Origin of the sequence: Paludisphaera borealis (genome assembly GCF_001956985.1) — a bacterium.
Classification (GTDB): domain Bacteria; phylum Planctomycetota; class Planctomycetia; order Isosphaerales; family Isosphaeraceae; genus Paludisphaera; species Paludisphaera borealis.
In genome coordinates this window covers 2,245,058-2,269,929 of sequence record NZ_CP019082.1, presented here as the reverse complement: position 1 = coordinate 2,269,929, position 24,872 = coordinate 2,245,058, and the positions used below count along the sequence as shown (strand labels likewise).

Below are 24,872 nucleotides of genomic sequence, written 5' to 3'. Positions count from 1 at the left end.
CGCGAGTTGCTTACAGATTAGACATGGTCCCACGCCGGCGTCGATCGGGCAGAGCCCGGATCGTCGTTATGATCCGTACGAATCGACCGAAGCGGAGCTTGCGGATCCAAAAACTCCAGGCCGATTCCGAGCGTCGCGCGACGAAGGACGCGTCGCTGTCGCATACTTGAGAGGTAGGGGGGCCGTCGAACCCCTCGACGGTCTTTGTCAATTCGAGAAGCAAGGAGAACACGCCGACGTGACGCGTCGTGGCGAGGCCCCGGCGGATTCGTCGAAAACGAGTCGAACGAACCCAACGCCCGACGCGGTTCTCGACTGGTCGCGAACCGCGGCCGACGGCGGCGAACCATCGTCGATTTCGGTCAAACGAACCCAACCGCGCGACGGATTCCAAGGCGGGTCGCGGCCCATCGGAGAGCGAGGCGGAAACGTGTCCGCCCAACGTTTTCAGCCGATCGAAGCCAATTCGATGACTCATCGATAAGATCTGAAATAGTAGAATGTTACGGTGAGCATTCCGCGGAATTCACCGGCCCGAACGAACCCAATCGCCGGAGCCGGTCGAAGGACGCCGCGTCCGGCGGTCGAGTCTCGGAAGCCCCCCTCCGCCCACGGAATCGCGTGCGAACCAACCCAATTCTCCGGCCCGGGCCGGAGGCGGTACGGAAGGCTCGGCGACGAGGTGGGAAAGGCAAATAACGCGCGAAGGAACCCAATCGCCGAGGCCGCCGCCGGCCCTCGTTTTCGGCGCGTTCGGCACATCCGGAACAACCCTTGCGACGGCCGGTCCGCGACGAGCGAAAACCACCACGAAACGGCCCAGACGGCGTCGTCCGGCGACTTGACAGAGGGCCGGCGGTGGGGTAGCTTGAATTCGTCCGTTTCGTTGGAAGTACAATGAATCACGCGAGATGAGTTGACGACGACGAAACAGCCGTGACGGCGACGAGCTTTCCCGATTCCAGATTCCACCGCACCGCCGATCCCTTTCTCCGTGGTCCGGATCGACTTCGAGCAATCGTCGCCCTTCATCCCGGGTGGTTTGTCGAATGATCGTGGATCGCGGCTCGAATCGCTCGCAGCTCGCGGGGTGAACTTCGGGGCTTGCTCCTTGATCGAAGAAGCATCCGAGGGCTTTTCACGAGGTTTGCCGCAATGATCAAGGTGTTCACCGCCGGGGGGCGGGATGCGTCCCGCTTCGGAGGATCTTGGGCCGGCTTGATCGCCCTCCTGGTCTTCTGTCTTCAACTTCAGGGGTATGTGCAGGCCCAGGCCCCCAAGCCGCAGCCGCCGGCCACGAAGCCAGATGCTCCGTCTCAGCCGACTCCTCCAGGTGGGGGAGGCGAGGAGCCCAAGGCCGACGAAGACGACGACGCGGCCAAGCAGCCCCCCGTTGATCCGTCCGAGACCCAGAAGGGCGCCTCGCTCGAGGTCTTCCTCGATCCCAACGCCGTGGCTCAGCTCGATCTCAAGAAGTTCAAGGAGCTCAAGAGCCCCCGGGGGACGACCCCCGCGGACGTCACGCAGGCCAAGCAGGATGCCGGACAGCTCAAGGTGATGGCCGGCGACCCCCTGGTTCCGGTCGACCCAAGGGTCATCACCGCGGTCATCGACGATGTGGTCGCCAAGCTCACGAATCACAAGAACATCGAAGCCAATCTCGACCCCGAGGGCGCCAAGCCGAAACCGGAAGATGCGAAGGCGATTCAGGATGCGACCCAGAGCCTCCTGGAGCCGATTTTCCTGGCTCGCAGCGCCAAGAACGTCCAGTTCCAGACGCAGTTCAATCGGATCCTCGCCCAACGCCTGGAGCCGGTCCTCAAGAACCACTTGATCCCCCGCATCCAGGCGATGATCATTCTCGCCCAGAGCGGGAACGTCGACGCCTACAAGATCTTCCTCGCCGAGATCAAGAACCCGACGCAGACCGTGTGGGTCAAGCTCTGGGCTTTCCGAGGCCTGACCAACATCAAGCAGTTGACCAACAAGCTGAGCACGTCGCAGGAGATGGACGCGGCCAAGGCCGTCTCCGATCAACTTGTGAAGAACCAGGAATGGCCCTGGCCGGTTCAGTTCCGAGGCCTGGAGGCGCTCGCCACTCTTCGGCAAGGCTTCCTGACCACCTCGCCGAAGACCGCGGACATGGCGGCGACGACCTTCCAGTATCTGATCAACGGAGAGCTGCGCAAGGAAGTCCGGGCCGAGGCCGCTCTGGCCCTGGGCTTGATGCAGATCACGACGGTCGTCCCCAAATACAACGTAGCGACCGCCGCCCACGCCGCCGCCCAGCTCGCCGCCGAGATCGGCGATCAAATCGCCAAGGGGTTCACCGAGAACAAGCTCTACGCCCAGAAGCTCACCACGATGCTGATGGGGCCCGTCCTCCAGGCGTTCGAGGGCCGCGCCGGACTTCGCGAGAGCGGGTTTCTCAATAGCCCGTTGCTCACTAATAAAGCGGATGTGCAGAAATATATTGATGCGATCCGTCCGGTGACCAAGGCGGCGATCGATCTGGTGGGCGGACCGGCCGGCCAGGCGAAGGCCCGCAACGACGAGCTGACCGCCCGCGTCGCGGCCCTCAAGGACTTCCTGGCGAAGAACCCGCCGGCGAGCGCCGAGCTGTTCCAGGGAGGCCCGCAACTTCCCGCGCCGGCCGCGGCCGTGGCCGGCGACGATCAGAACAAAGCCGAGCAGAAGGGCCAGCCGAAGGAGAAGGGCGACCCCGTGCAAGCCGATGCGAGCAAGGGTCGCGGCAAGCAATGACCGAGCCCGAGCCGCCCCCCCCGATCGCCGTTCCCGAGCTGCGCGACTACCACCAGATCAACGCCGAGATCGTCCGCCGCTTGAATCGGGGTGAGACGCACGTCCGGCTTGAGGGGGTGGAGCGGCAGCGGCTGCTCGTCGCCGGACTGACGGGCCCCTGGGAGGCGACCGTCGAGTTGGTCGGCGACGCCGGCCCCGAGCTGGCGGCCGGAATGGACGCGCCCGGGATCGTCGTCGTCTGCCGTGGCTCGTCCGCCGATGGGGCGGGAAGCGGTCTCAAGGCCGGCAGCTTGTTGCTGCACGGGCCGACCGGCACGGCCGTCGGCTACGCCCAGGCGGGGGGGCTGATCGTCGCCCTCGGTCCCGTCGGTCCCCGAGCGGGTCTAAGGATGAGCGGCGGCGAACTCGTGCTGTCGACCTCGGCAGGTCCGCTGGCGGGGGAGGGACAAACCGGCGGCCGGCTCTACCTGCCGACGACCGACGTCGGCCCTCACGCCGGTTGGAACGCCCGCGGCGGCGTGCGGTCGACGGTGGACGCCGCATTGCGGGCGAGGCTCCGTTTCTCCTGAGGAGAGGCCCCGTGCGACGTCGTCCCCAACCACTCTCGATGCTTCTGGCCGCGGTCGTCGTCGCGTCGGCCTCGGGCTGTCGCGAGGAGCTTGGCCCGGAGCGGTTTCCGACCGCGAGCGTCTCGGGGGTGATCCTGAAATCGGGCGAGCCGGTCACGGGCGGCTGGGTCGAATTCCAGCCGGCCTACGGCGCCATCGGCGACTTCCGATCCGCGCGGATCGAGTCCGACGGGACGTTCCGCACTGACCGGGTTCCGATCGGCGTGAACGTGGTCAGCCTGATCGACCTTCCTGGCATGCCGCCGGGCGTCGCGGGCGTTCTCGGCCACGGCTCGCCGATCCGCCGGACGATCCCCAGGGAGCCCGCCGGTCCGATCCGGATCGACGTGATCGACGAATTGGTGCGCCACCAGAACGCGCAGGCCCCCAAGCCTCAGACCGCTCGCGAGGGGGAACCCCGACCATGACCGCGCTCGCCGGGGCGACGCCGCAGGGCGGAACCCTTAATCCGTCCGGTCCGAAGGTCCGCATCCTCTACCGCGACGGCGCGGGGACGATGCACCTGGACTGGCCGAGGGAAGACCTCGAAACAGCCCTCCGGGACGCCGACGGGACCCTCTGGCTGGACATCGAAGATCCCGAGGACGGGCCGACGCGGCTCGCCGAGAGCATCCTCCAGGACGTCTTCCACTTCCACCCCCTGGCGATCGAGGACGCCCTCAAGGAAACCCACATCCCGAAGATCGACGACTGGGACGACTACGTCTACGTGGTCTTCCACACCAGCGCCATCGACCCCTGGACCGACGATCTCGTCCTCCAGGAGCTGGACGTTTTCCTCGGCTCGAACTACCTGGTGACCTACCACACCGGGGCGATGGCCTACCTCGACGAAGGCAGGCAGGCCATCGAACGCGACCCGCGCGACCGGATGAAAGACGGTGCCGACCACCTGCTGTTCCGGTTTTTGGAACGGTCGGTCGATCAGTCGCTGAAGGCCATCGAGGTCCTCGACGTGCGGATCGACGACATCCAGGATCAGATCATCGCCCGGCCCAGCCCCGAGAGCCTTCAGTCCATCTTCCGGATCAAGCGGTCCGCGATCCATCTCCAGAAGACGTTCGGCCCCCAGCGCGAGGTCCTCAACAAGCTGGCCCGCGACCCGTACAAGCCGGTCAGGCTGGAGCATCGGGTCTACTTCCGCGACGTCTACGACCACATCGTCCGCATCCACGACATCTCGGAGAGCCTTCGCGACCTGATCGCCGGCACGCTCGACACCTACCTCTCGGTCATGTCGAACCGCACCAACGAGATCATGAAGACCCTGACGCTCGTGACCGTCATGTTCATGCCCATGTCGTTCATCGTCGGCTTCTGGGGCATGAACTTCTTCGGCGAGACCCTGGCCTTCCAGGCGCCGTTGCCCAAGGCCCTACTGTTCATCGCCTCGCTGATCGTCATGTGCCTGTCGCCCATCCTGATGCTCAATTACGCCCGGCGGCACAAGTGGTTCTGATCCGCCGGCGCAACCGCGACGACCGGCGGCGACGGTCGGCGGCGTTCCGGAAAACCGACCGATCGTCCTCCGACTTCCGGTGATCACGAGTATATTGGAGATAGAGCGGTGTGCGTATGGGTTGCACACAGCCGGTGTGCGCACCGAGCCCGTATCTTGTAGGGGCGCCCCTTGTGGGTGCCCGAGTCGCCAAGGCCGTCGCGGTTGCCGTCGCCGATCGGGCGCCCACAAGGGACGCCCCTACGAGTGCAACCTCTACGTAAACCGCTTTAGGGACTTTCGATGGCGGCGTCGACGACCGACGTCGGCGACTTGCGGGAGAACACAGCCGCGATGACGACCCGCTGGCGGCTCAAGCCGTTTGATTCACACCAGACCGCCGCGCTCAGTCGGGCCGTCGGCGTTGCGCCTCTGGTCGCTCAAGCGCTGATCAACCGGGGGATCACCGAGCCCGACCGGGCGCGGGTGTTCCTGGAATCGCGGCTCAGCGGCCTGAACGACCCCGCGCTGCTGCCCGGCGCGGTCGAGGCCGCCGATCGGATCGTCCGGTCGATCCGCGAGGATCGGTCGATCGTGATCTACGGCGATTACGACGTCGACGGCGTGTGCGGCACCAGCGTGCTCTGGGCCGCGTTGAAGCTCGCCGGGGCGAAGCGGGTCTCGTACTACATCCCCCACCGGGTCGAGGAAGGGTACGGGGTCAACGGCGACGCCGTCCGAAAGATCGCCGCCGACCACCCCGGCGCGCTTCTGGTCACGGTCGACTGCGGCATCTCGGCCGTCGTCGAGGCCCGACTGGCGCGCGAGCTGGGCCTGGAAATGATCGTGACCGACCACCACACGATCGGCGAGGAACTGCCGGCGGCCGAGGTGCTGGTGCATCCGCGCCTGCCGGGGGGCTCGTATCCGTTCGGCGACCTCTGCGGCGCGGCGGTCGCCTTCAAGCTGGCCTGGCAGATCTGCAAGAGCTTCGGCGACGGCAAGAAGGCGTCGCCGCATCTGCGCGACTACCTCGTGGAATCGCTCGGCCTCGTCGCCCTGGCCACGATCGCCGACGTCGTCCCCCTCAACGATGAGAACCGGGTTCTCGTGCGGCACGGCCTGGCCGGCATCATGGGGGCGCCGACGACTGGGATGAAGGCGCTCATGCGGGTGGCGGGCTGCCTCGGTCGGTCGAAGCTGTCGGCCGGCACGGTCGGCTTCAACCTCGCGCCTCGGATCAACGCGGCGGGGCGGCTCGAACGCGCGATGCGGGCGGTCGAGATGCTCACGACCGGCGACGGACGACTCGCCGACGAGATCGCCGACGAGCTGAACGTGGTCAACGCCCGCCGCCAAGAGGTCGAGCGCGAGATCCTCCATCAGGCCCTTGAGCAGATCCGGGGCGAAGGGGGCCTCAAGGATCGCGGAGCCCTCGTGCTCGGTCGCAAGGGGTGGCATCCGGGGGTCATCGGCATCGTCGCCAGCCGGCTGGTCGACATCTACCACCGGCCGACGATCATCGTCGCGTTCGGCGACGAGTTCGCGCAGGGCTCGGCGCGGTCGGTCCCTGGGTTCAACGTCTACGACGCCATCAAGGACTGCTCGGACGGTCTGCTGTCGTTCGGGGGCCACTCGGCGGCGGCCGGCGTGCGGATGACCGAGGACCACTTCCCCCGATTCGCCGAGCTGTTCGACGAACGATGTCGGACCAGCCTCACGCCCGAGCTTCGCGAGAAGGTGCTGCATATCGACGCCGAGGTCCCGCTCGCCATGCTGAGCCTCCCCGTCGTCGAGGATCTGGAGAAGCTCGAACCGCACGGCATGGGCAATCCCCGGCCGCTGTTCCTCGCGAGTCAGGTGCGGGTGGTCGGCGAGCCCCGCGCGGTCGGCGACCAGAAGAAGCACCTCCAGCTCAAGCTCGGCCAGGGGGGCTCGGTCTTCAAGGCGATCGGCTGGAACCTGGCCGAGAAGGGGAAGGACCTCGCCCACGACGTCTCGTGCAGCGTCGTCTTCCACCCTTGCGTCGACGAGTGGAACGGCTACCGTCGGGTCCAACTTGAAATCAGGGATTTCGCCGTGACCGCGGACCTGGCGCGCGTCGCCGAGCCGGCCGCGGTCGTCGGGGCTGAAGCCTGACCCACGCGAGGCTCAGCGGCCGAACGCGGCGCGGGCGCAGCCGGCCGCGCCGATGAATCCGGCGTCGCCCCCCAGTTCGGCGTACTCGATCTTGCAGCCCTTGGCGACGGTCGGGAACGCCATCTTCTGGATGTGCTGGCGGATGTCTTCCAGGAACGTCGAGCCGGCGGCGATCATGCCGCCGCCGAACAGGACGATGTCGGGGTCGATCGTGTGCATCAGCGTGACCGCGCCCACGGCCAGGTAGTACGAGGTCTCGCGCATCAGCCGCCGGGCCAGGCCGTCGCCGGCGTCGGCCGCCTCGTTGATCGCCCGGCTGGTCAGCTCTTCGGCGGGGATCTCGCGCAGGCTGCTGCGGGTCGATTGCTCGGCCAGCAGCTCGTGGGCCCGCTTGACCAGCGCGGTCGCCGAGGCGTAAGCTTCGAGGTGGCCGTAGGCTCCGCAGGCGCACCGCCGGCCGTTCTCCATCTGGATGATGATGTGGCCGCATTCGCCGCCGTGGCTGTGGCGGCCTTCGATGATCCGCTCGTCGCTGATGATCCCGCAGCCGACGCCGGTGCCCAGCGTGAACAGCACCAGGCTGCGCGTGTTGCGGCCGGCCCCGGCCCAGTACTCGCCGAACGCCGCGGCGTTGGCGTCGTTCTGAAGGATCGTGGGCTTGTCGAGCTTGGCGGCGAGCAGGTCGCGAATCGGCAGTTGGTTCCAGCCGGGGAGGTTGGGCGGTTCGAGCAGCATCCCCCGCGACAGGTCCATTGTACCGGGCGAGCCCAGGCCGACGGCGGCGATCTGGTCCCACTTCAGGCCGCTCTGCTGCACCGCGAGTCGTCCGGCCTCAGCCAGGTTCTCGACCCCGACCACCGGCCCCAGGTCGGCCTGCGTCTCGATGCTGACCGACGAGAGCGGACGCCCCGAATCCTCCACCACGCCGCTCTTGATATTCGTTCCACCAAGGTCGATTCCCAGGTAGAACGGCGGACGCGGCTCGAACGCACTCATGGACTTCAACCTCTCGGCGCTGTCGGACGGGTGGCGGGAACGCTCAATCAAGACCCTAATTTACGGCCTTCCGATGCTGGGGTCAACGGCGCGTGAGCCCGACGCGAGCGGCTTCGGCCTTATTGAGGAGCGAGGAAAACCCTCGCCCGGCGCGACGGCCCGAAAACCTCCGTCGCCGCCCGGCGGACCGCCTCGGGCTTCATCGCCTGGAACGCGGCCCGCAGCTTGACCGGGTCGAGGCCGAGCTGCTCGCGACGCCCCAGAGTGAAGGCCACGGCGTACGGGTTCAAGGCCAGGGCTTGATCAGGAGGCTCGACCGTGCCGAGGAAGAGCCCGAACATCTGTTCGACCTCCGTAACCTCTCCCGGGCCCAGATCCGGTTTGACCGCCTCTTCGAGCAGGGCCGACAGCCGGCCTGCGATCTGTTCCGGGGTTTCGCCCGGCCTGGCGGGACTCGAAACGGCGACCAGGGAGGGGTCGTCGAGCAAGGGCATGTAAACGGGTGCCATGCCCGGCCCGCCGCCCAGCCCAGCGCCGGCCTTCATGAGCCGGGTGCCAAGGACGAGGTAAGGAGCGTAGAGGTCGCTTCCAGGTTGAGGCGGGGCCATGGCCAGGCAGGCCGTCGCCGGCGAGCCGGCCGCTGCGAGCTTCCGCTCTTCGCCCAGGACCGCCGCGCCGGGCTCGCCGGGTGACGGCGCGGGGTCGCCCCCGGGAATGGTCCCGAAGTGCTTCGTCACGGCCGCGCGGAAGGTGGCCGGATCGATCGCCCCGGCCGCCGCAAGGACGGCGTTTCGCGGCTTGTAATACCGTTTCCAGTGGGCTCGGACGTCGTCCAGGGGCAGGGCTTGAACCTGCGCGGGGAGACCGCCTCGGCGTCCTCCTCGGGGCGTCGGGCGGACCAGCTCGCGGGCGTTGTTCTGGGCGGCGAGGGAGGGGACGCGCTCGAACATGTTGGCGACTTCATCGAGCAGCCGAGGGCGTTCGCGGTCGAGGTCCGACGCCGTGATTGTGAGTTCGCTCATCCGGGCCGCGGCCTGGCGCAGCTCGTCGTCGAGCTGCTCACTGGGGAAAACGGTCGCGACGGCCGTGTAGCGGTCGCCCGTCTGGGCGTTGCAGCCGGCCTGATAGCTCCGGAAGAAGTCGACGGCCGACCGCGCCGGGGTCTCGCCGGCCTTGGCCGTCACATAGATGTGTTCCACGATATGAGCCAGGCCCGAGCGGCCTTCCGGGTCGTGGTCGCCGCCGACGTTGTAGAGCACGACCAGGGCCGTCTGCTTCGCCCCGGCGATCGGCCGCGCGAGGACCGTCAGGCCGTTGTCGAGTCCGAACCGGACCACGCGATCGGGGCTTTCCGCCTTCGTGTACGCGAAGTAGAAGAGGAGAAAGACCGGCACGAGGACGGCCGACGCCTTGAGCCCCGAACCACGGTTTCGACGGTACATGAGCAGCGAGGGCAACGCCCCGACCACGACCGCGAGCGCGATGAAGCCGAGCCTGACCTGATCGCGGTGATTCAGCGTCCAGCGCATCAGTCGTCCCGCCGGCTGATCAAAACCGGCCGGATCGCCCCCGGCCACGCCGTGAGCCACGGCGGCGCCTCCAGCAGCCGTGTTCCACGCGATCGCCCCACCTCCGATCGCCAGATCCCAGGCGACGGCCAACCCGCCGCAGGCTTGCCAGCCCACCGCCCCACCCCCGAACGCGAGCACGCCCACGGCGAGCCCGCCGAGCCCGACCAGGCCCAGGCCGAGGCCGCCGATCGCGACGACTCCGACGGCGACGCCCCCCATGCTCAACCCGCCGACGGCCCTGCCGCCTATCGCCACCAGCCCATAACCCTTCGAGCCGACGCCCAGCAGGATTCCCCGAGCGTCGTCGCCGATCGCCACCCAGCCGCGAGCGACCCGAGGCAGAGGGGATGACTCGTGCCCCGTCACGAAGACAGGGTCGGCGACCTGGATATCGAGCAGCGGCAGGCCGAGCAGCCGGATCGGGCTCTGGTAGACCCGGCCGCGAATCTTTCCCGCCAGCGACGCCGCACCCCGCCGCATGGCCGTCTGGTTGAGGTCGGTGGCGGCGGGGACTGTCTTGCGGATGGCCTTGATAATACGACTGAGCCGGATCGCTTCCGCGAAAATGTAGACCTGAAACAGGACGATCGCAAGTCCCAATCCGATCATGTACCGGGGCGTACCGGCCAAGGTCTTGGCCATCACGAGGATCGCGCCAGTGAAGATGAGGGACGCGAGCACCATCCGACGCCCGGCCCGAAGGTACAGCTCGCGCTCGCGCACGGTCGGAGCCATCTGGGCGGGGAGCCAGACGCCGAGCCAGCCTCCCGCGATCCCGATCAGCGAGCCCAGGAGGCCCCCCGACAGCCCCGATGCGAGAGCGCCCTTGGCGACGGTCCCGGCCGTGACCGAGGTCCCCGCCGCGACGGCCGACTTCGCGCCGGCGGCGCCCAGCGACAGCCCGGCCATGACGCCGGCCGTGAACGAGCGGCCGGGGCGGCTCCGGCGGAGGCCGGCCTCCACCTGGTCGGCGATCCGGTCGCGGAGCATCGACCGGCCGCGCGCGAGCCGTTGCTTGACGGCGTCCTCGGTCAGATCGAGGCACGAGGCGACCTCGGCCACCGACTGGTCCTGGCGGTAGAAGAGGATAAGGGGCTCGCGATACGTGGGAGGGATCTGCTCCAGCAACAACCAGAGCCGCGCCTCCTCTTCCCGGCTCATGGCGACGTCGTCCGGTCCGGGATCGTCGTCGGCGAGGTCGTTCACTCGCTCGACCGAGCCCGCTGGCTTGCCGGCCGACGACCGCCGCAAGGCGTTGGCGCCGAGGTTCCGGGCGATCCCGCAGAGCCACGATTTCAGCCGGCCCGGATCGATCAGGGAATCCCGCTGTCGCCAGGCGGCCCAGAACGTCTCCTGGGCGACGTCCTCGCTGAGAGCCAGGTTTCCGCAGGCGTTGTAGGCGACCCCGCTGACCAGCGCCTGGTGCCGGAGCACGACCTGCTCGAACGCCTCGGCGTCTCCCTCGCGGACGGATCGCCACAGTTTCTCATCGATAATGCGATCGGTCGCCACGGTGTTCATCGCCGTCCGCTCCTCGAAAGGATCGGGACGCCTCGTTAAGAGTACAAGTCGGTGCGGCGCCCCTCGGATTCGTGGCGCGGGACGGCTTCATGGTGACAGACTTTTTTCGAGGCGTCACGCGGTGGGCTGAATTTGCGGCGAGCGCCGGGCGGCATGTGGGATTGACAATTCCCGGGGGCGACGTACAAATCGCTCAGCCCGGGCGCTGGATCGCGGCTGGGCTCGCCGCCCGACCCGGACGCGCCAGAGGAATCAGACTTTGTTCCAACGATCGGGACGGTTGAGCACTAATGGTAGATGCGCCAGAGCCGCCGGGAAGTTGTTGCTCTGCGCGGCCTCGATCGTTCTCGCGATCGGCCTGTTTGAAGCCCCGGCGCTCTGGGGCCTGGTCGACTACCGGTCGCTGTTCCAGACCCGATCCGCCCCCTGGGAACGGTCGGATAACCGTCCCGACGCCAGGCTGCTCTACACCCGCGAGGGGAATCGGCGGTTGCGCCCGGTCTTGGCGGGCAACGACGTCGCCCGGCTCTCGGGCGGCCCGGTGCCGACGCTCTACCGTTGCGACGTCCGCCACGACCGCGACGGGTTCCGGAACCCGCGCGACCTCGACGCGGCCGACGTCGTGGTCCTCGGCGATTCGCTCGTCGAGGGCTTCCATATCAACGAACACGAGATCGTCACCGCCCGGCTCTCCGAGCGTTTGGGCCTGACCGTAGCCAATCTCGCGCGTGGCGGCGACGGCCCGCAACAGGAGCTTGAGATCCTCAAACGGTACGGCCTGCGACTGCGGCCGAAGGTCTGCGTCTGGACCTTCTACGAGGGCAACGACCTGGCCGACGCGGCCGAATACGAGGCGAATCAGGAGCGGGTCGAACTCTGGACCCGTCGGCCCTGGTGGCGGCGCGCGATCGAAGCCTCGTTCACGGCCAACAGCCTGGATTACGTGATCCGGACACTGATCCGTCCCGAGCCGCGCGTTCCCGCTCGGCTGTTCACCGGGCGACTCGCGGCCCATTCGGGCGAGTCGGTCGACCTGGCGTTCGGCAGCGGCGATTACCGGGTCGAGTCGCCGCGCGAGGCGTCTCCGGATTTCGGGAGGGTCGAGGCTTTGATCGCGGAGGCTCGGAAGATCTGCCGAGAGCAGGCGATCGCCTTCGTGGTCGTTTTCATCCCGACCAAGTTCCGGGTCTACCGCGACCTCTGCGCCTTCGACCCGGCCAGCCCGTGCCGAAAATGGCGGCTCGACGACTTGCCGGCTGCGATGAAGGAAGCCGTCGAACGCCTCGGCACGGACGTCGCGTTCGTCGATCTGACGCGACGGCTTCGGGACGAGGCGGCGGGAACGCTCGTTTACCTGCCGGACGACACCCACTGGTCGAGCGCCGGGCACCGGGTCGCGGCTGAGGAGCTGGCGACCCGATGGGCGGCGCTTCGGCCATGACGTCGGCTCACTGGCGGGCGTCAGCCTCGGCTTTGTTGGCCAGGTACCACTTGATGGTCTTGGCGAGGCCGGCTTCGAGGCTGGTGGGAGGCTTCCAGTTGAGGACGCTTTCCATCTTGGAGACGTCGAGCACCTTGCGGAGCACGCCGTCGGGCTTGGTCGTGTCCCAGACGATCTCGCCCTGGAAATGGGTGAGCCGGGCGACGATCTCGGAGAGTTCCTTGATGGTCGTGCCGATGCCGGTGCCGACGTTGAGGGGCTCGGTATAGCCGCTTTCGAGCAGCCGGGCGACGGCTTCGGCGGCGTCGGCCGAGTAGATGAACTCGCGGACCGGGGCGCCGGTGCCCCAGCAGACGACCTGCTTGGCGTTCGACTGGACGGCGTCGGCGAACTTCTTGATCAGGGCGGCGGCGACGTGCGACCGGTACTCGCCGAAGACGTCGTTCTCACCGTACAGGTTGGTGACGATCGGCATCTGGCCGATGATCCCCTGGCCCCGACTGTAAGCCCGGAGGGCGACTTCGAGCACCTTCTTGGTGAAGCCGTAAGCCTCGACCGACGGGTGCAGCGGGCCCGACCAGAAGTCGCTTTCCTTCATGTCGCCGGCCACTTGGCCGGGATACGCGCAGGCGGAGCCGACGGCGAGGATCTTCTTGACGCCGACCTTGGACGCGGCGTCGAACAGATTGACGCCCATAAGGACGTTGCGGTGGAAGATCGGGATCGGCTCGGCCACGCAGATGCCCAGCCCACCGTAGTGAGCGGCCGAGTGGACGACCGTTTCGGGCTTCACCTGTTCGAGCGTCCGGAGCGTCGATGCGGGGTCCATCATATCGAAATCGGGGCGGCCCGGCGTGACGACCGTATGGCCTCGGGCCTTCAGCGCCTCGGCGATTCGACGACCGAAGAAACCGGTTCCACCGGTAAGCAAGATGCGCTCTGGCATGTCCATCCTCGCAAGCGTTCCGGCATGTGGAGCTTCATCAAAGTGGTGGCGAGCTCGGCACGCGAGGGAACCTGGTGTAGCTTCAAGATCCAAAAACCATCCCTGTCGAGCCGGGAATCGGGACCCCTCGGCTCGTTCTGGTCGAGAGCGGAGTATAATCAAGCCGTCCCCACGCGCCGAGACGAGTTCGACGGCCGGCCGGTTGGGGACCTTCCCAGCTTGAAAAAGGGAGGAGATTCGGCATGATCTACTCTGACGATCCAGACGGCCTGACACGCCGCGAGCTGCTCGGCTGGGCGTCGGCGTCCGCCGGGCTGGCGATTCTATCGGGCGGGGCGCAGCGGCCGGGCGCGGGGCGCAAGCCCGAATCGGCCGGCGAGGCCGACCAGACGGCCCGGGTCGAGGCGCGGGCGAAAGAGGCCGGCCTGGCGGCGTTCCGGTCCTCGCGAACCGAGCATTTCCTATGTCTGGGGAACGCGCCCGACTCCTACCGCGAGGCGGCGCTCGAAATCTGCGAGGCGCTGGCGAAGGTCTTCACGCCCCATCTCCGCGATCGCGGATTCAAAGTGGCGACGCCGCCCAATCGGATGATGGTCGTCGCCCTGAAGGACGCGAAATCCTACGAGGCGTTCCTGGGCGAGGAGCCGGGGCAAGCCGTCGGCGGACATTACGACCTCGACGCCAACCGGCTGGTGATCTTCGATTTCCGACCGCGCGGGGGAGATCCGAAGAAGGCCGGCGCCGAGCGGCTGAACACGTTCACGTTGGTCCATGAGACGGCCCACTTGCTCTGCTTCAACACCGCCCTGCTGGCGACCGATCACGAGCCCCCCAAGTGCATCACCGAGGGGCTGGCGACGTACTTCGAGATGTGGCGGCCCAAAGCACGCGCCGGCGTCGGCGCGATCAACCGTCCCCGCCTGCTGGCGATCCGCCAGGCGCATGATGGCAACGTGCCGTGGATCGAGACCAGTCGGCTGCTTGTTGAAGACGACCTGTTCGACGACGAGCAGACCGAGCAACTCGCTTACGGGCAAAGCTGGCTGCTGGTGCATTACCTGCTTCAGAGCCCGACCTGGCAGCCCAAGCTGGTCGACTACCTGAAGGTGCTCGCGAGCATCCCGCCCCAGGCGGGCGCGGACCGGGTCAAGACGGCGGAGGAGCATCTCGGCTCGCTGGCCCGCATGGACGAGCGAATCAGGAAAGAAGTGCGCAGCTTGCTTCGCGGCTGAGAGTCTGTCTGGTAAGGGTAGGGCGAGGCGGTGAAAACCGGCTCGCCCTACCGTAATACGCGCTTGTGGCACGGACTCTGAGCTGGGCCGACTTAGCCGAGCACGGGGTTCAGGCCCATGTTCTTCCGCATCTCGGCCCGTTGCTTCTCGTAGTGCATCAGCATCTTGCGATCCTTGAAGTGCTGATGCTCTTTCTTCCGCTGGGCGGTGACGAAGAACCGACGCCAGCCGATGCTGGTGAGTTCGCCTTTGCCGGCGTTGCGCTTGCGGATGCGGGCGGCGGACTTTTCGCCGAAGGCCTCGACGATCTCGTCGTCGAGGCTGACGAAGAACTGACAGAGGCCGGGGTCGCCCTGTCGAGCCGACCGGCCGGCGAGCTGACGGTCGATCCGCCGCGACTCATGGCGCTCGGTGCCGATCACGTGCAGGCCGCCGAGCGCGGCGACGCCCTCGCCGAGCTTGATGTCGGTTCCGCGACCGGCCATGTTCGTGGCGACGGTCACTCGGCCTTTCTGACCCGCCTGGACGACGATCTGGGCTTCGATTTCGTGGTTCTTGGCGTTGAGCACCTGGTGCTCGATCCCCGACTCGGCGAGCAGGGCGCTGAGTTTCTCCGACTTCTCGATCGACCGCGTACCGATCAGGACCGGCGCGCCGTGCTGGTTCCAGTCGACGACCTGGGCCGCCACGGCACGGAACTTCTCTTCCTCGGTCGAGAACACGCGGTCGGGGAGCCAGACGCGGCCGCAGGTCCGGTTGGTCGGGATCTTCATTACGCCGACCTTGTAGATCCGCCGCAGCTCGGACGCGTCGGAGGTCGCGGTGCCGGTCATGCCGGCGAGCTTGCCGAACCGCTTGAAGAAGTCCTGGACCGTCACCCGCGCGGCGGTGATCGTTTCGAGCGTGATCTCGATCTCTTCCTTGGCCTGGATCGCCTGGTGGAGGCCGTCCTGCCACTGGCGACCGGGCATCATACGGCCGGTGAACTCGTCGACGATGATCACCTCGCCGTCATGGACCACATAGTCGCGGTCGCGCAGGTAGGCGATCTGGGCCCGCAGCGCCCGCTCGACGTACTCGTAGACGCTGTCGACCGTAAGGGCGACGAACGACGGATGCGCGGCGCGGCTTTGCACCTTGCGGCGCCCGGTCGCGGTCAGTTCGGCCTTGCGCTCGATCGGGTCGTATTTGTAATCCTTGATTCGAACCAACGTCTCGGCGAGCTGGTCGGCGCCGTAGTAGGCCGTGGCCTCTTCGTTGGTCGGCTGGTTGTTGGCGCCGATGATCAGCGGCGTCCGGGCCTCGTCGATCAGGATGCTGTCGGCCTCGTCGACCACGGCGAAGTAGTGCGTCCGCTGGACGGGCGTTTCCGATTCCTGGTGCTCGCCGCGACCGAGGAACGCCTGCTCGAACGACTTGCGGTGGGTGTCGCCGAGCTGGAGCCGCTTCAACTCGTCGCGGAGGAAGTCGAAGCCCATCTCCTTGCTGGTGCCGTAAGTGATGTCGGAGGTGTACGCGGCGCGTCGCGAGCCGTCGGGCTGGCCGGTCTGGATGCAGCCGACGGTCATGCCCAGGTGGCGGTAGACCTCGCCCATCCAGTCGGCGTCGCGTTTGGCGAGGTAGTCGTTGACGGTGACGACGTACACCCCCTTGCCCGGCAAGGCGTTAAGGAATGTGGGCATCGTCGCGACCAGCGTCTTGCCCTCGCCCGTCTCAAGCTCGGCGATGCACTTGTTGTGGATCGCGATCCCGCCCATGACTTGGACGTCGAACTGCCGCTGGCCGATCGTCCGCTTGGCCGACTCGCGGACCAGGGCGAAGGCTTCGGGCAAGAGCGAATTGAGCGAGTCCCCCTGTCGGGCGCGGAGGCGAAGCTTATGGGCGTGCTCGCGCAGCTCGACGTCGGTCATGGGCTCGAACTTGGGCTCGAGCGCGTTGACCCGCTGGACCTGGATCGCGAACGAGCCGAAACGGCCCGCGGGCGTCGGCTTCGCCAGCCGGGAAACCTGGTTGATCCAACCTACCCCGAGGGGGTTTGCCATGGTGCTCGTCTCCCCATTACGCTCAAACCGGTCCGCGATCTCTCGCCCGAACGGGCTCTTCGGCGCATGCGGACGGCCTCCCGGTCGGACCGTCCGAGTACAACAGGACGCCCAGACCGCCGGACTTCCCGAGGAGGTCGGCGGTTTCCCGATCGGCGGCGACTGTCAGGACCGCGGGCCGGTCGGCGCGAACTGCATGTCGTTGTGGCTGAAGGTCCAGTATCCGGGCTTCTTCTGGGGCTCGAGGGCGTTGCTTTTGGCTTTCGCGGCGAGGATTCGCCATTTCTCGTCCGCCGAGGGCTCGTCGGGCTTCTCCTCGCCGGGGGCCTCGCGCCAGAGGAGCATCGCATTCTCGGCGTTCTGGACGAACAGCCCGCGACGGTCGGTGGCGAAGATGACCAGCATCCGTAACGCCTGAGAGGATTCGGCTTCGCGCTTCCGCTTGGGCTCCATGAAGAAGCCGGCGAGCTTGGCGGCCTGGAGGATGCGACGGTCGACCTTGGCCAGCTCCGGCTGCTCGGGGGTCTCGGTTTTCCAGACGAGCCCGATCCGCGTCGAAGCCGGCGCGACGAGTCCCGTACCGGTGATCCGGATCGGCCGGCCGAGGCGAGCGGAGTCGATGTCTTCGATGGGGAGCAGGACGCCGTGGCGGTCGAGCACAACCTGCTCGACGGTCCCAACCTGGACGACGGCCGCCGGTTCGTTGTAGGCGAGCTGGACGACGATGGAACCGGGCGGAAACGCCACGCTCTCGACATTCTCCACCCACGGAAATCGCTTGAACGCATTGACGATCTGGTCGGGCTTGAGGTCGAGCACCGAGAGCGTCTCGGGCTCGTTGGCCGTCTTCCGCACTCGTTCCAGGAAGGCCGCCGCGCCCCCTCGGAAGCAGTCGGGCGGTGGCGTAGCGAGCTGGATCTGATCGAAGCGGATCTGGTAGCGCGGCTGCTTGTGCAGCCAGCTCACCAAGCCGTCGAGAGCCTGGCGGCCCACGTAAAGGACGACGACGACGGCGACACTGGCCAGCAGGAACGCACCGAGCAGGCGGCGACCATCGAGACGGCCCGTGCGCCGGACAAATTCGAACCGGCGCAGCCGCGACGGGGAGTCCGCGTCCTCGATCAGGCCGTCGGCGCGCCGCTCGGAGGCGACGATCCGGGACGGTTCGCGGTACTCCATTTCCTGGGTTCCTCCCAGAGCTTCGAAAAGACGAACATCGGCCCCGCATCCTTGCATTGGCGTCGGCGAACGACCATGGACCGACCCCGGGGACGATTAGAGACCGGCCCTTCGATTCACCGTGGGCCGGCCCTTTGCACGGCTCAGGCTACCAGATCTGGAGCTGAAGTTCCAACTCGTAGCCGAACTGCTGCCAGACGCGTTGCTGGATCTGATCGATCAGATGGAGCACGTCGGCCGCCTTGGCGCCGGGGTGGGCGATGATGAAATTGGCGTGCCGGTCGGACACCTCGGCCCCGCCGTGGCGGGTCCCCTTCAGGCCAGCCTGGTCGACGAGCGCTCCGGCCGAGACGTCGGGCGAGGGGTTCTTGAAGACGCAGCCCGACGACTGGTGGCCGTAGGGCTGATTCTCCTTCTTGACGATCCAGATCCGCCGCATCCGCCGGACGACCGATTCGGGGTCTTCGCGCGAAAGTTCGAGCACGGTCGAAAGGATCACCGGCTCGTCGAGGTTCGACTCGCGATCGACGAAGCTGAGGTCGTCGCGCTCGCGGACCTGAACCTCGAAGCCGGCGTCGAGGACCGTCACGCTGTTCACGAACGGGCCGATCGCCCCCTGGCGGCTGCCGGCGTTGCCCCGCAGCGCGCCCCCGACGGTCCCCGGGATGCCGGTCAGGATCTCCAGGCCGGCGAGCCCCGCCCGCGCGGTCTGGGAGATGAGCGCGGTCAAGGGGACGGCCGCGCCGGCGGTGATCCGGTTCTCGTCGACCGTCACATCCGAGAAGAATGGACTCTCCATATGGATTACCAGCGCTTCGACCCCCTCGTCGCGCACCAGGACGTTCGACCCGCCGCCCAGGAGCTTGAACGGGATCTCGGCGTCGCGCGCCCGTTTCAGCACGCCGCATAGATCTTCGATCGAGCGAGGCTTGGCGAAGTAGGCCGCAGGCCCACCCAACCGGAACCAGACGAGCGGAGACAGGGGATGACCCACCGTGACGAAGTCGCGGAATTCCTCGAAGGGATGCTGCAAGCGTCGAGCCCCATGTGGCGAGAATCGTTCCCGAATATGGACCGGCACATGGTAGCCGCAAGCCGAACCATCGTCAAGCCGCGCGACCGCCGCCGCTCTCGACTCGCATCCCGTCTTCACGACGGGAGTTCGAGCCGCGAAGCCCGCGCGTTTATGGGCGGCCGACGTTCGCCGCTTCCTTCTCGCCTTCCTTCCGGAACGCCTCGAACGTTCGCTTGCCGTCGAGCTGCCAGCCGCTCCATCCGCGGTCGGAGAGGACGAACGGAACCTCGATGCTCAGGCCGGCCAGCGATCCTATCGAGGTGCTCGGCATGGAGACGCCCATCCGGCCGACCGGTTCCGCCAGGCTGATCCGCGTCAGGATCTCGGCCGTCCCGTGCTCGGGGTCGCGCTTCGTGCTGAGGATCTCGGTTTTTGGAACGACCGACGCCGACATCCGGACCAGGTCCTTGAACTCGGGATGGACCGCGTCGAACCACTCGACCGCCTCGTCGCTGGTTCCCTTGAGGGCCATCTCGCGAATCGCCGTCAGGTCGTTGCGAGCGATGGCCGTCGCCGTCTTGACCGCCTGCTCCTCAAGGCTCGCGGGCTGTATCCAACGGTAAACGCCGTAGAGGAGGAGGAAGACGGCGAAGACCGCGGCAACCTTGGCAAGCTTGTGAAACGAGGTGTTGAGCTTCTCGAACCATTGGTCGACGTCCTGGCTGTGGTCGATGCTGTGCGGGTCGACCTCATGCCGCAACGAAGTCGCCCCCGTTATCGGCGCCTCGCCAATCGCCGCCCGGCCCGAGGGCTTGATGTGGAATGTCTTCAGGCATTTCTTGCACACCATCGTGGTGTTGATCTTGTCATTGGGAACGCGGCCCTCTGCACCGCACGCGGGGCAGTTCATGATGATCATGGAATTGGCCCTCCTGATACTTGCGACTAGGACCTCCTAGTGCATTTCGTGCACGGCCCAGAGACATTACGATGAACTGGCTGCCGTAGGACGCTCTTCTTTGAGAAAATACGCCGGATCATGGTGTCAGCACTTGAACTAGGTGTTTCGGACTCCGGCGAAGGGGTCGAAGCATCGCCCCGAAGGCGAGGATCGAGGGGTTGAGAACACTCGCGTCCGCCGTGTTTCGCTCACCCGCGTTTCCGCCCCTCTGTCTGGCCGGCGTCCTGCTCGCGGGGCTGCTGATCGGGATCGAGCCGGTCGGCGGCGATCCCGATCGGTTGTACCGGCCTATCAAGGCTGAGCTGGCCCGCGCGCTCGCCGAGGGCCGGCTGCCGTTCTGGACCATCCATCTGGGACTGGGCTTCCCGCTCGTGGCCGAGAGCCACGCCGCGGCCTTCTATCCGCCCAACTGGCTGCTCTATCGGTTCCTCTCGGTCCCGGCTGCGTATCGGCTGTCGATGTTCCTGCATTACTTGCTGCTCGTCGCCGCGACCTTCGCCTACGCGCGGCGGCTGGAGATCGGGCCGACGGGCGCGGCGGTTGCGGCGTTGAGCTTCGGCTTTTGTGGCTTTCAATCGATCCATTCGAGCCATGAGGTGTTCTATCACGCCTTGGCTTACCTGCCGCTCTGCCTTTACCTGGCGGAATGGTTTCTGGCCGAGGGCAGGGGGAGGGGCCTGGTCCTGCTTGCGATTGTTTATGCGTTGCAGCTTTCGGTCGGGCATTTCCAGATCCAATCGTGGACGGCGGGCCTTGTTTTGCTCACGGGCGTTTGGCGCCTAGCCGGGTCGCCTCGACTCGTCGGGAGAGTCTTCGGCCTGCTCGCGGCCTTGGTCTGGGGCGGTGCGATCGCCGCCGTGCAGCTCGGGGCGAGCTGGGAGCTGGCCCGGTTCGTGGGCTTCGACCGCCGCTCGTTCGCCGACCTGGCCTTCTTCGGGTTTCCCCCGGCGCACTGGGTCGAGCTGTTCGCCCCGACGCTGTTCCGAGGCATCCCGGGAGGGCCCGAGGCGTCGTACTGGTACTCCCAGGGGACCACGGGTTACGAGGCGTGTTTCTATGTAGGAACGATCCCGCTCATTCTGGCGGTCATCGGTCTTTGCTCGGGCCGGGGACGGGGCCGGGGCCGAAGCTTCTGGGTTGCGACTTCCCTCGCGAGCTTCATCGTGGCGATCCTCCCGGTGCTCTGGCTTCAGGGCTTTGCCTGGGTCGTCACGATCCCCGGGATGGGCCTGTTTCGCGCGCCGGGGCGGTTCCTGGCGATCGCCAGCCTCGGCCTTTGCCTGGCCGCCGGACGAGGTCTCGACTCCGCGTCCGGCGGCGGCAGGACCTGGCCGGGCCTGGTGCTGAGCTGGCTGTTCGCGGCGGTCGCCGCGTGGTGGGGACTGAGCTGGTGCTTGCGACCCGATCATGCGTCCATTCTGGGCGGCGATCGACTCCTGCTCAGCCTCGCGCTCACGGCGGCTTCGTGGGTCGTCGCCACGATCCTGATCGCCGCCACGGTTCGAAGGCGGATCGGCCCTGGCGTCTTGCTTGCGGCGACGGCCCTCGAACTCGGCGGCCTCTACTACACCTCGACGACCGATTGGGGATGGGCGATCGCCGTCCCGGAGCAAAGCCCGGTGCTCGCCCGGCTGGCCGAGGAACGCGACGTCGGCCGAGTCGCCGGCCTGTTGCACGACCTGCCGCTTCGGTTTGCGGCGACGCCCGCGTATCCCCACACCGGGTTCGCGCCGCCGCCTCCTCATCCGTTGCTCGAACAACTGGAACAGCGCGCGGCGGCCGGAACGCCCTGGGGCCGGGGCCTGTTGCGGCGGTTCGGCGTGACGCACGGCGTGTGGGACGGGCCCGTCGACGACGACGGGATCGAGACGATCCACACCGGGCCCGACGCCACGCTCGACCGCCTGGTGTACAAGCCCCCCGGCGCGCCTCCGCACGCGAACTGGCGACTGGTTCGGTACAAGGACGTCATGCCGCAGGTCCGCGCGGCGACCCGGGCGCGCTTCGCGCCGGACGAGCCCGCTCTGATCGCGGGGATCAGCTACGACCTCGATCCATCGGTCGTCTGGTATCTGGCCAAGGATCGCCGGAAAGATCCGGAACCTGGGGCGACAGCCGCGCGGGTGGTCGCCTGGAATGGCCGGGAGGCGACCGTCGAGCACGACGGACCGTGCGATCTCGTCGTCAACCGGACGTATTACCCCGGCTGGTCGGCCTCGATCGACGACGGCCCCCAACGGCCGGTCGGCCGGGCCGAGCTGGGCGTCCAGGTCGTTCATCTCCCGAACGCCGGGACGCATCGCGTGCGGTTCTCGTATCGACCGACGACCCTGTGGCCCGCGTCGTGGATCAGCGCGGGGGCGTTGGTGCTTGCGATGGGAGGCCTGGCCGTCGAAGCGCGGCGATTCGTGGCGAGAGGGGCGTCGTGATGCGTCAAGCGATCGCAATCTTCGTTTGCCTGCTGGTCACTCCGTCGGTCGATCGCTCGATCGCCTCGGCCCAGCCGGTTCCCTCCCCCTCGGAGCGGCTGGGGTTCGAGCCGGGGGCCGATGGAAAGCTCGCCGATTGGGCGACCGTCGTCGATTACTTCCGCGCGGTCGACGCAGCCTCCGACCGCGTGTCGGTCGTCGAGGCGGGCAAGACGACCGAGGGGCGGCCCTATCTGACCGCCGTGATTTCCGCGCCCGAGACGATCGGCCGGCTCGACGTCTATCGCGACCACCAGCGCCGGTTGCACGACCCTCGCCTGCTGAGCGGTCCCGAGCAAGAGCGGCTCGCCGTCGAGGAGAGCAAGCCCGTCGTGGTGATCACGTGCTCGATCCATTCGAACGAGCCGGCGTCGACCTTGGCGGCCGTCGAGCTGCTGCATCAACTGGCTTCGGGCGACGACCGCGACACACGCGAGATTCTCGACGGCGTGATCGTAATCCTGGTCCCTTCGGCCAATCCGGACGGCGTCGACAAGGTGAAAACCTGGTACGAACTCTCGCGCGGCAAGCCGTGGGAAGGGAGCGGAGAGCCTGAGCTATATCATCGTCACGCCGGCCATGACACGAACCGCGACTGGTTCATGCTCAACCTGCCGGAGACGCGGATTCTGACTCGGGTGCTCTACAAGGAATGGTTCCCGACGATCCTTTACGACGTTCACGAGATGGTGGCGAACGGCCCGCGCGTATTTGTGCCGCCGTACCGAGGGCCCTTCAACCCGAACGTCGACCATCGCATCCGCCAGTCGGTCGGCACCATCGGCGCCCACATGCGGGCCGATTTGACGGCGGCCGGCACGCGGGGGATCATCAGCTCGACGCTGTTCGACGACTGGTGGAACGGCGGCGCCCGGACGACCCCCGAGCGGCACAACATCGTTTCGGTGCTCACCGAAACCGCCTCGGTGCGGATCGCTTCTCCGATCTTCACCGACGCCGAGGAACGGCGAAGGCCCTCCCGGCGACGGCCCGGTTCCGACGACCTGTGGCCCGGCGGAGACTGGCGGCTGCGCGACGTCGTCGACTGCGAGCTGGTCTGCGCCCGGTCGCTCTTGAGGCTCGCCGCGCGGTATCGGCGCGAATTTCAGACGAACCTGCTGACGGTGGCGCGAACGGCGATCGCCAGGGGACGCGAGGAAGCGCCGGGCGCCTGGATCATCCCCGCCGAGCAGCACGACCCAGGCGCCGCTGCGACGATGGTCGGCATTCTTCACGACTCGGGGGTCGAGGTCCACAAGGCGGTCGCGCCGTTCCGGGCCGACGGCCGCGACTACGAGGCGGGCGACTGGATCGTATACGCTTCGCAGCCGTACCGCGGCCACGTCAAGGACCTGATGGAGCGTCAACACTACCCGGCGCGGCTCGACGCCCGAGGTCGGGCCGAGTCGCCCTACGACGTCGCCGGCTGGACCCTTCCGCTGATGATGGGCGTTTCGGCCGTCGAAGTCGCCGAGTTGTTGACGGTCGCCGCCGATCGCCTCGATTCCATCGTTCGTCCGTCAGGCTCGATCATCGGCGAAGCCGCCCCCGTGGGCGGCTTTCTGACGATGGACGGCCGGAGCAACGACGACTATCGGCTGCTCAACCGGCTGCTCAAATCGGGTGTCGCCGTCGAAATCGAGTCGTCGCCGGCCTCCCCGAGCCGATTCCGGATCGCCGATGATCCCGCGACGCGCGAGCGGATCGAGCCGATGCTCAAGGGATTGGCAGTGCGGCTTTCGGCGGCCCTGGCGCCGGACGCGGCCCGAGCGGAGCGCCTGGTCGCGCCCCGGATCGGCGTCTATCAGTCGTGGGTTCCGAGCACCGACGAGGGCTGGACGCGGTACGTGCTTGAACAGTACGAGTATGCTTACGAAACGATGCATGACGCCGACGTCCGGGGCGAAGACCTGGCCCGGCGGATCGACGTGTTGATCGTGCCTTCGAGCCCGGCGTCGATCCTGCGCCGGGGGTACGAGCCGGGGCAGTCCGACCCGAAGTACACGGGCGGGCTCGGGCCTGAAGGGGCGGAGGCGATCCGGCGGTTCGTCGCGTCGGGAGGGGTTCTGGTGTGCCTCGAAGACGCGTGCTCGTACGCGATCGAGGAACTGAAGCCGCCGATCAAGAACGCGCTCCAGGGCGTTTCGTCCAGCCTCTTCCTCTGTCCGGGATCGGTGCTCGGAGCGACGTTGGCCGGCGACGGCCGCCTGTCGATGGGCATGCCCGAGGCGTTCTTCGTCTACTTCGACCGATCGCTGGCCTTCGAGGTTCCGCCGAACGCCGAGGAGCAGGGCGTTCGGGTCGCCGCCCGTTACGCCTCGAAGCCGCTCGAAAGCGGCTGGATGATCGGCGCGGAGCGGATCGAGGGCAAGCCGGCGCTCGTCGAAGTCGCGCAAGGCGCCGGCCGCGTCGTCCTGTTCGGATTCCCGCCCCAGCACCGCGGCTGGACGCACGGGACGTATCGACTCTTGTTCAATGCCCTGGTCAAAATCCGAATCCAAGCCCGAAGCGCCGGCGAGTGAATTTCCGGT

At 67.3% G+C, this 24,872-nt stretch carries 16 protein-coding genes; 9 read left to right on the top strand and 7 right to left on the bottom strand.

All coding sequences use genetic code 11. The features are described 5' to 3' along the window. The first annotated feature begins 1,155 nt into the window (after positions 1 to 1,155). The 5 genes from BSF38_RS08825 (at position 1,156) to recJ (ending at position 6,969) form a co-directional block, all read left to right on the top strand. The gene (locus BSF38_RS08825; protein WP_076344842.1) at positions 1,156 to 2,763 is read left to right on the top strand and encodes a hypothetical protein; all 1,608 of its coding nucleotides are present in this window, start codon (positions 1,156 to 1,158) and stop codon (positions 2,761 to 2,763) included. Beyond that, positions 2,760 to 3,332, top strand: a complete 573-nt coding sequence (locus BSF38_RS08820; protein WP_076344840.1) for a GltB/FmdC/FwdC-like GXGXG domain-containing protein — start codon at positions 2,760 to 2,762, stop codon at positions 3,330 to 3,332. The genes BSF38_RS08825 and BSF38_RS08820 overlap by 4 nt, the downstream gene beginning before the upstream one ends. Before the next feature lie 11 nt (positions 3,333 to 3,343). After that, complete coding sequence (locus BSF38_RS08815; protein ID WP_076344838.1) at positions 3,344 to 3,799, top strand: hypothetical protein; 456 nt, start codon at positions 3,344 to 3,346, stop codon at positions 3,797 to 3,799. Continuing rightward, entirely contained in the window at positions 3,796 to 4,851 is a 1,056-nt protein-coding gene (corA, locus tag BSF38_RS08810) for a magnesium/cobalt transporter CorA (protein ID WP_076344836.1), read from the top strand. The genes BSF38_RS08815 and corA overlap by 4 nt, the downstream gene beginning before the upstream one ends. Positions 4,852 to 5,133: 282 nt before the next feature. Next, entirely contained in the window at positions 5,134 to 6,969 is a 1,836-nt protein-coding gene (recJ, locus tag BSF38_RS08805; protein ID WP_237170810.1) for a single-stranded-DNA-specific exonuclease RecJ, read from the top strand. A 12-nt stretch (positions 6,970 to 6,981) separates the two neighbouring features. Here the strand turns inward: recJ and BSF38_RS08800 are convergent, their stop codons facing one another. Together BSF38_RS08800 and BSF38_RS08795 are read right to left on the bottom strand one after the other, a co-directional pair. Then, a complete protein-coding gene (locus BSF38_RS08800; protein ID WP_076344834.1) occupies positions 6,982 to 7,965 on the bottom strand; it encodes an ROK family protein in 984 nt (327 codons plus the stop codon). Between the two features lie 119 nt (positions 7,966 to 8,084). Continuing rightward, a complete protein-coding gene (locus BSF38_RS08795; RefSeq protein ID WP_076344832.1) occupies positions 8,085 to 11,057 on the bottom strand; it encodes a sigma-70 family RNA polymerase sigma factor in 2,973 nt (990 codons plus the stop codon). Positions 11,058 to 11,337: 280 nt separating this feature from the next. On the opposite strand from BSF38_RS08795, the gene BSF38_RS08790 reads away from it, so the two are divergent. Continuing rightward, positions 11,338 to 12,498 carry an alginate O-acetyltransferase AlgX-related protein gene (locus BSF38_RS08790; protein WP_168189347.1) on the top strand — a complete coding sequence of 387 codons (1,161 nt, stop codon included), beginning with the start codon at positions 11,338 to 11,340 and terminating at the stop codon, positions 12,496 to 12,498. A gap of 7 nt (positions 12,499 to 12,505) precedes the next feature. Here the strand turns inward: BSF38_RS08790 and BSF38_RS08785 are convergent, their stop codons facing one another. Beyond that, positions 12,506 to 13,444, bottom strand: coding sequence for an NAD-dependent epimerase/dehydratase family protein (locus tag BSF38_RS08785; protein WP_168189346.1), 939 nt, complete (start codon positions 13,442 to 13,444; stop codon positions 12,506 to 12,508). 242 nt (positions 13,445 to 13,686) lie between these two features. On the opposite strand from BSF38_RS08785, the gene BSF38_RS08780 reads away from it, so the two are divergent. Beyond that, the gene (locus BSF38_RS08780) at positions 13,687 to 14,676 is read left to right on the top strand and encodes a DUF1570 domain-containing protein (protein ID WP_076344826.1); all 990 of its coding nucleotides are present in this window, start codon (positions 13,687 to 13,689) and stop codon (positions 14,674 to 14,676) included. A gap of 92 nt (positions 14,677 to 14,768) precedes the next feature. Here BSF38_RS08780 and BSF38_RS08775 read toward each other — a convergent pair whose 3' ends face one another. The 4 genes from BSF38_RS08775 to BSF38_RS08760 form a co-directional block, all read right to left on the bottom strand. Then, complete coding sequence (locus BSF38_RS08775) at positions 14,769 to 16,718, bottom strand: preprotein translocase subunit SecA (protein ID WP_076344824.1); 1,950 nt, start codon at positions 16,716 to 16,718, stop codon at positions 14,769 to 14,771. A gap of 165 nt (positions 16,719 to 16,883) precedes the next feature. Then, the gene (locus BSF38_RS08770) at positions 16,884 to 17,897 is read right to left on the bottom strand and encodes a hypothetical protein (RefSeq protein WP_076344822.1); all 1,014 of its coding nucleotides are present in this window, start codon (positions 17,895 to 17,897) and stop codon (positions 16,884 to 16,886) included. 148 nt (positions 17,898 to 18,045) lie between these two features. After that, on the bottom strand, positions 18,046 to 18,930 hold the full coding sequence (murB, locus tag BSF38_RS08765; RefSeq protein ID WP_076344820.1) for a UDP-N-acetylmuramate dehydrogenase: 885 nt from the start codon (positions 18,928 to 18,930) through the stop codon (positions 18,046 to 18,048). A gap of 151 nt (positions 18,931 to 19,081) precedes the next feature. Further along, positions 19,082 to 19,831, bottom strand: coding sequence for a zinc ribbon domain-containing protein (locus BSF38_RS08760; protein WP_076344818.1), 750 nt, complete (start codon positions 19,829 to 19,831; stop codon positions 19,082 to 19,084). A 200-nt stretch (positions 19,832 to 20,031) separates the two neighbouring features. Here BSF38_RS08760 and BSF38_RS30620 point away from each other — a divergent pair, with 200 nt between their 5' ends. Further along, positions 20,032 to 22,302: a glycosyltransferase family protein gene (locus BSF38_RS30620; RefSeq protein WP_168189345.1), complete on the top strand. Its 2,271-nt coding sequence runs from the start codon at positions 20,032 to 20,034 to the stop codon at positions 22,300 to 22,302. Further along, positions 22,302 to 24,863: a M14 family metallopeptidase gene (locus BSF38_RS31285; RefSeq protein ID WP_076344814.1), complete on the top strand. Its 2,562-nt coding sequence runs from the start codon at positions 22,302 to 22,304 to the stop codon at positions 24,861 to 24,863. The genes BSF38_RS30620 and BSF38_RS31285 overlap by 1 nt, the downstream gene beginning before the upstream one ends. Positions 24,864 to 24,872: the final 9 nt, after the last annotated feature.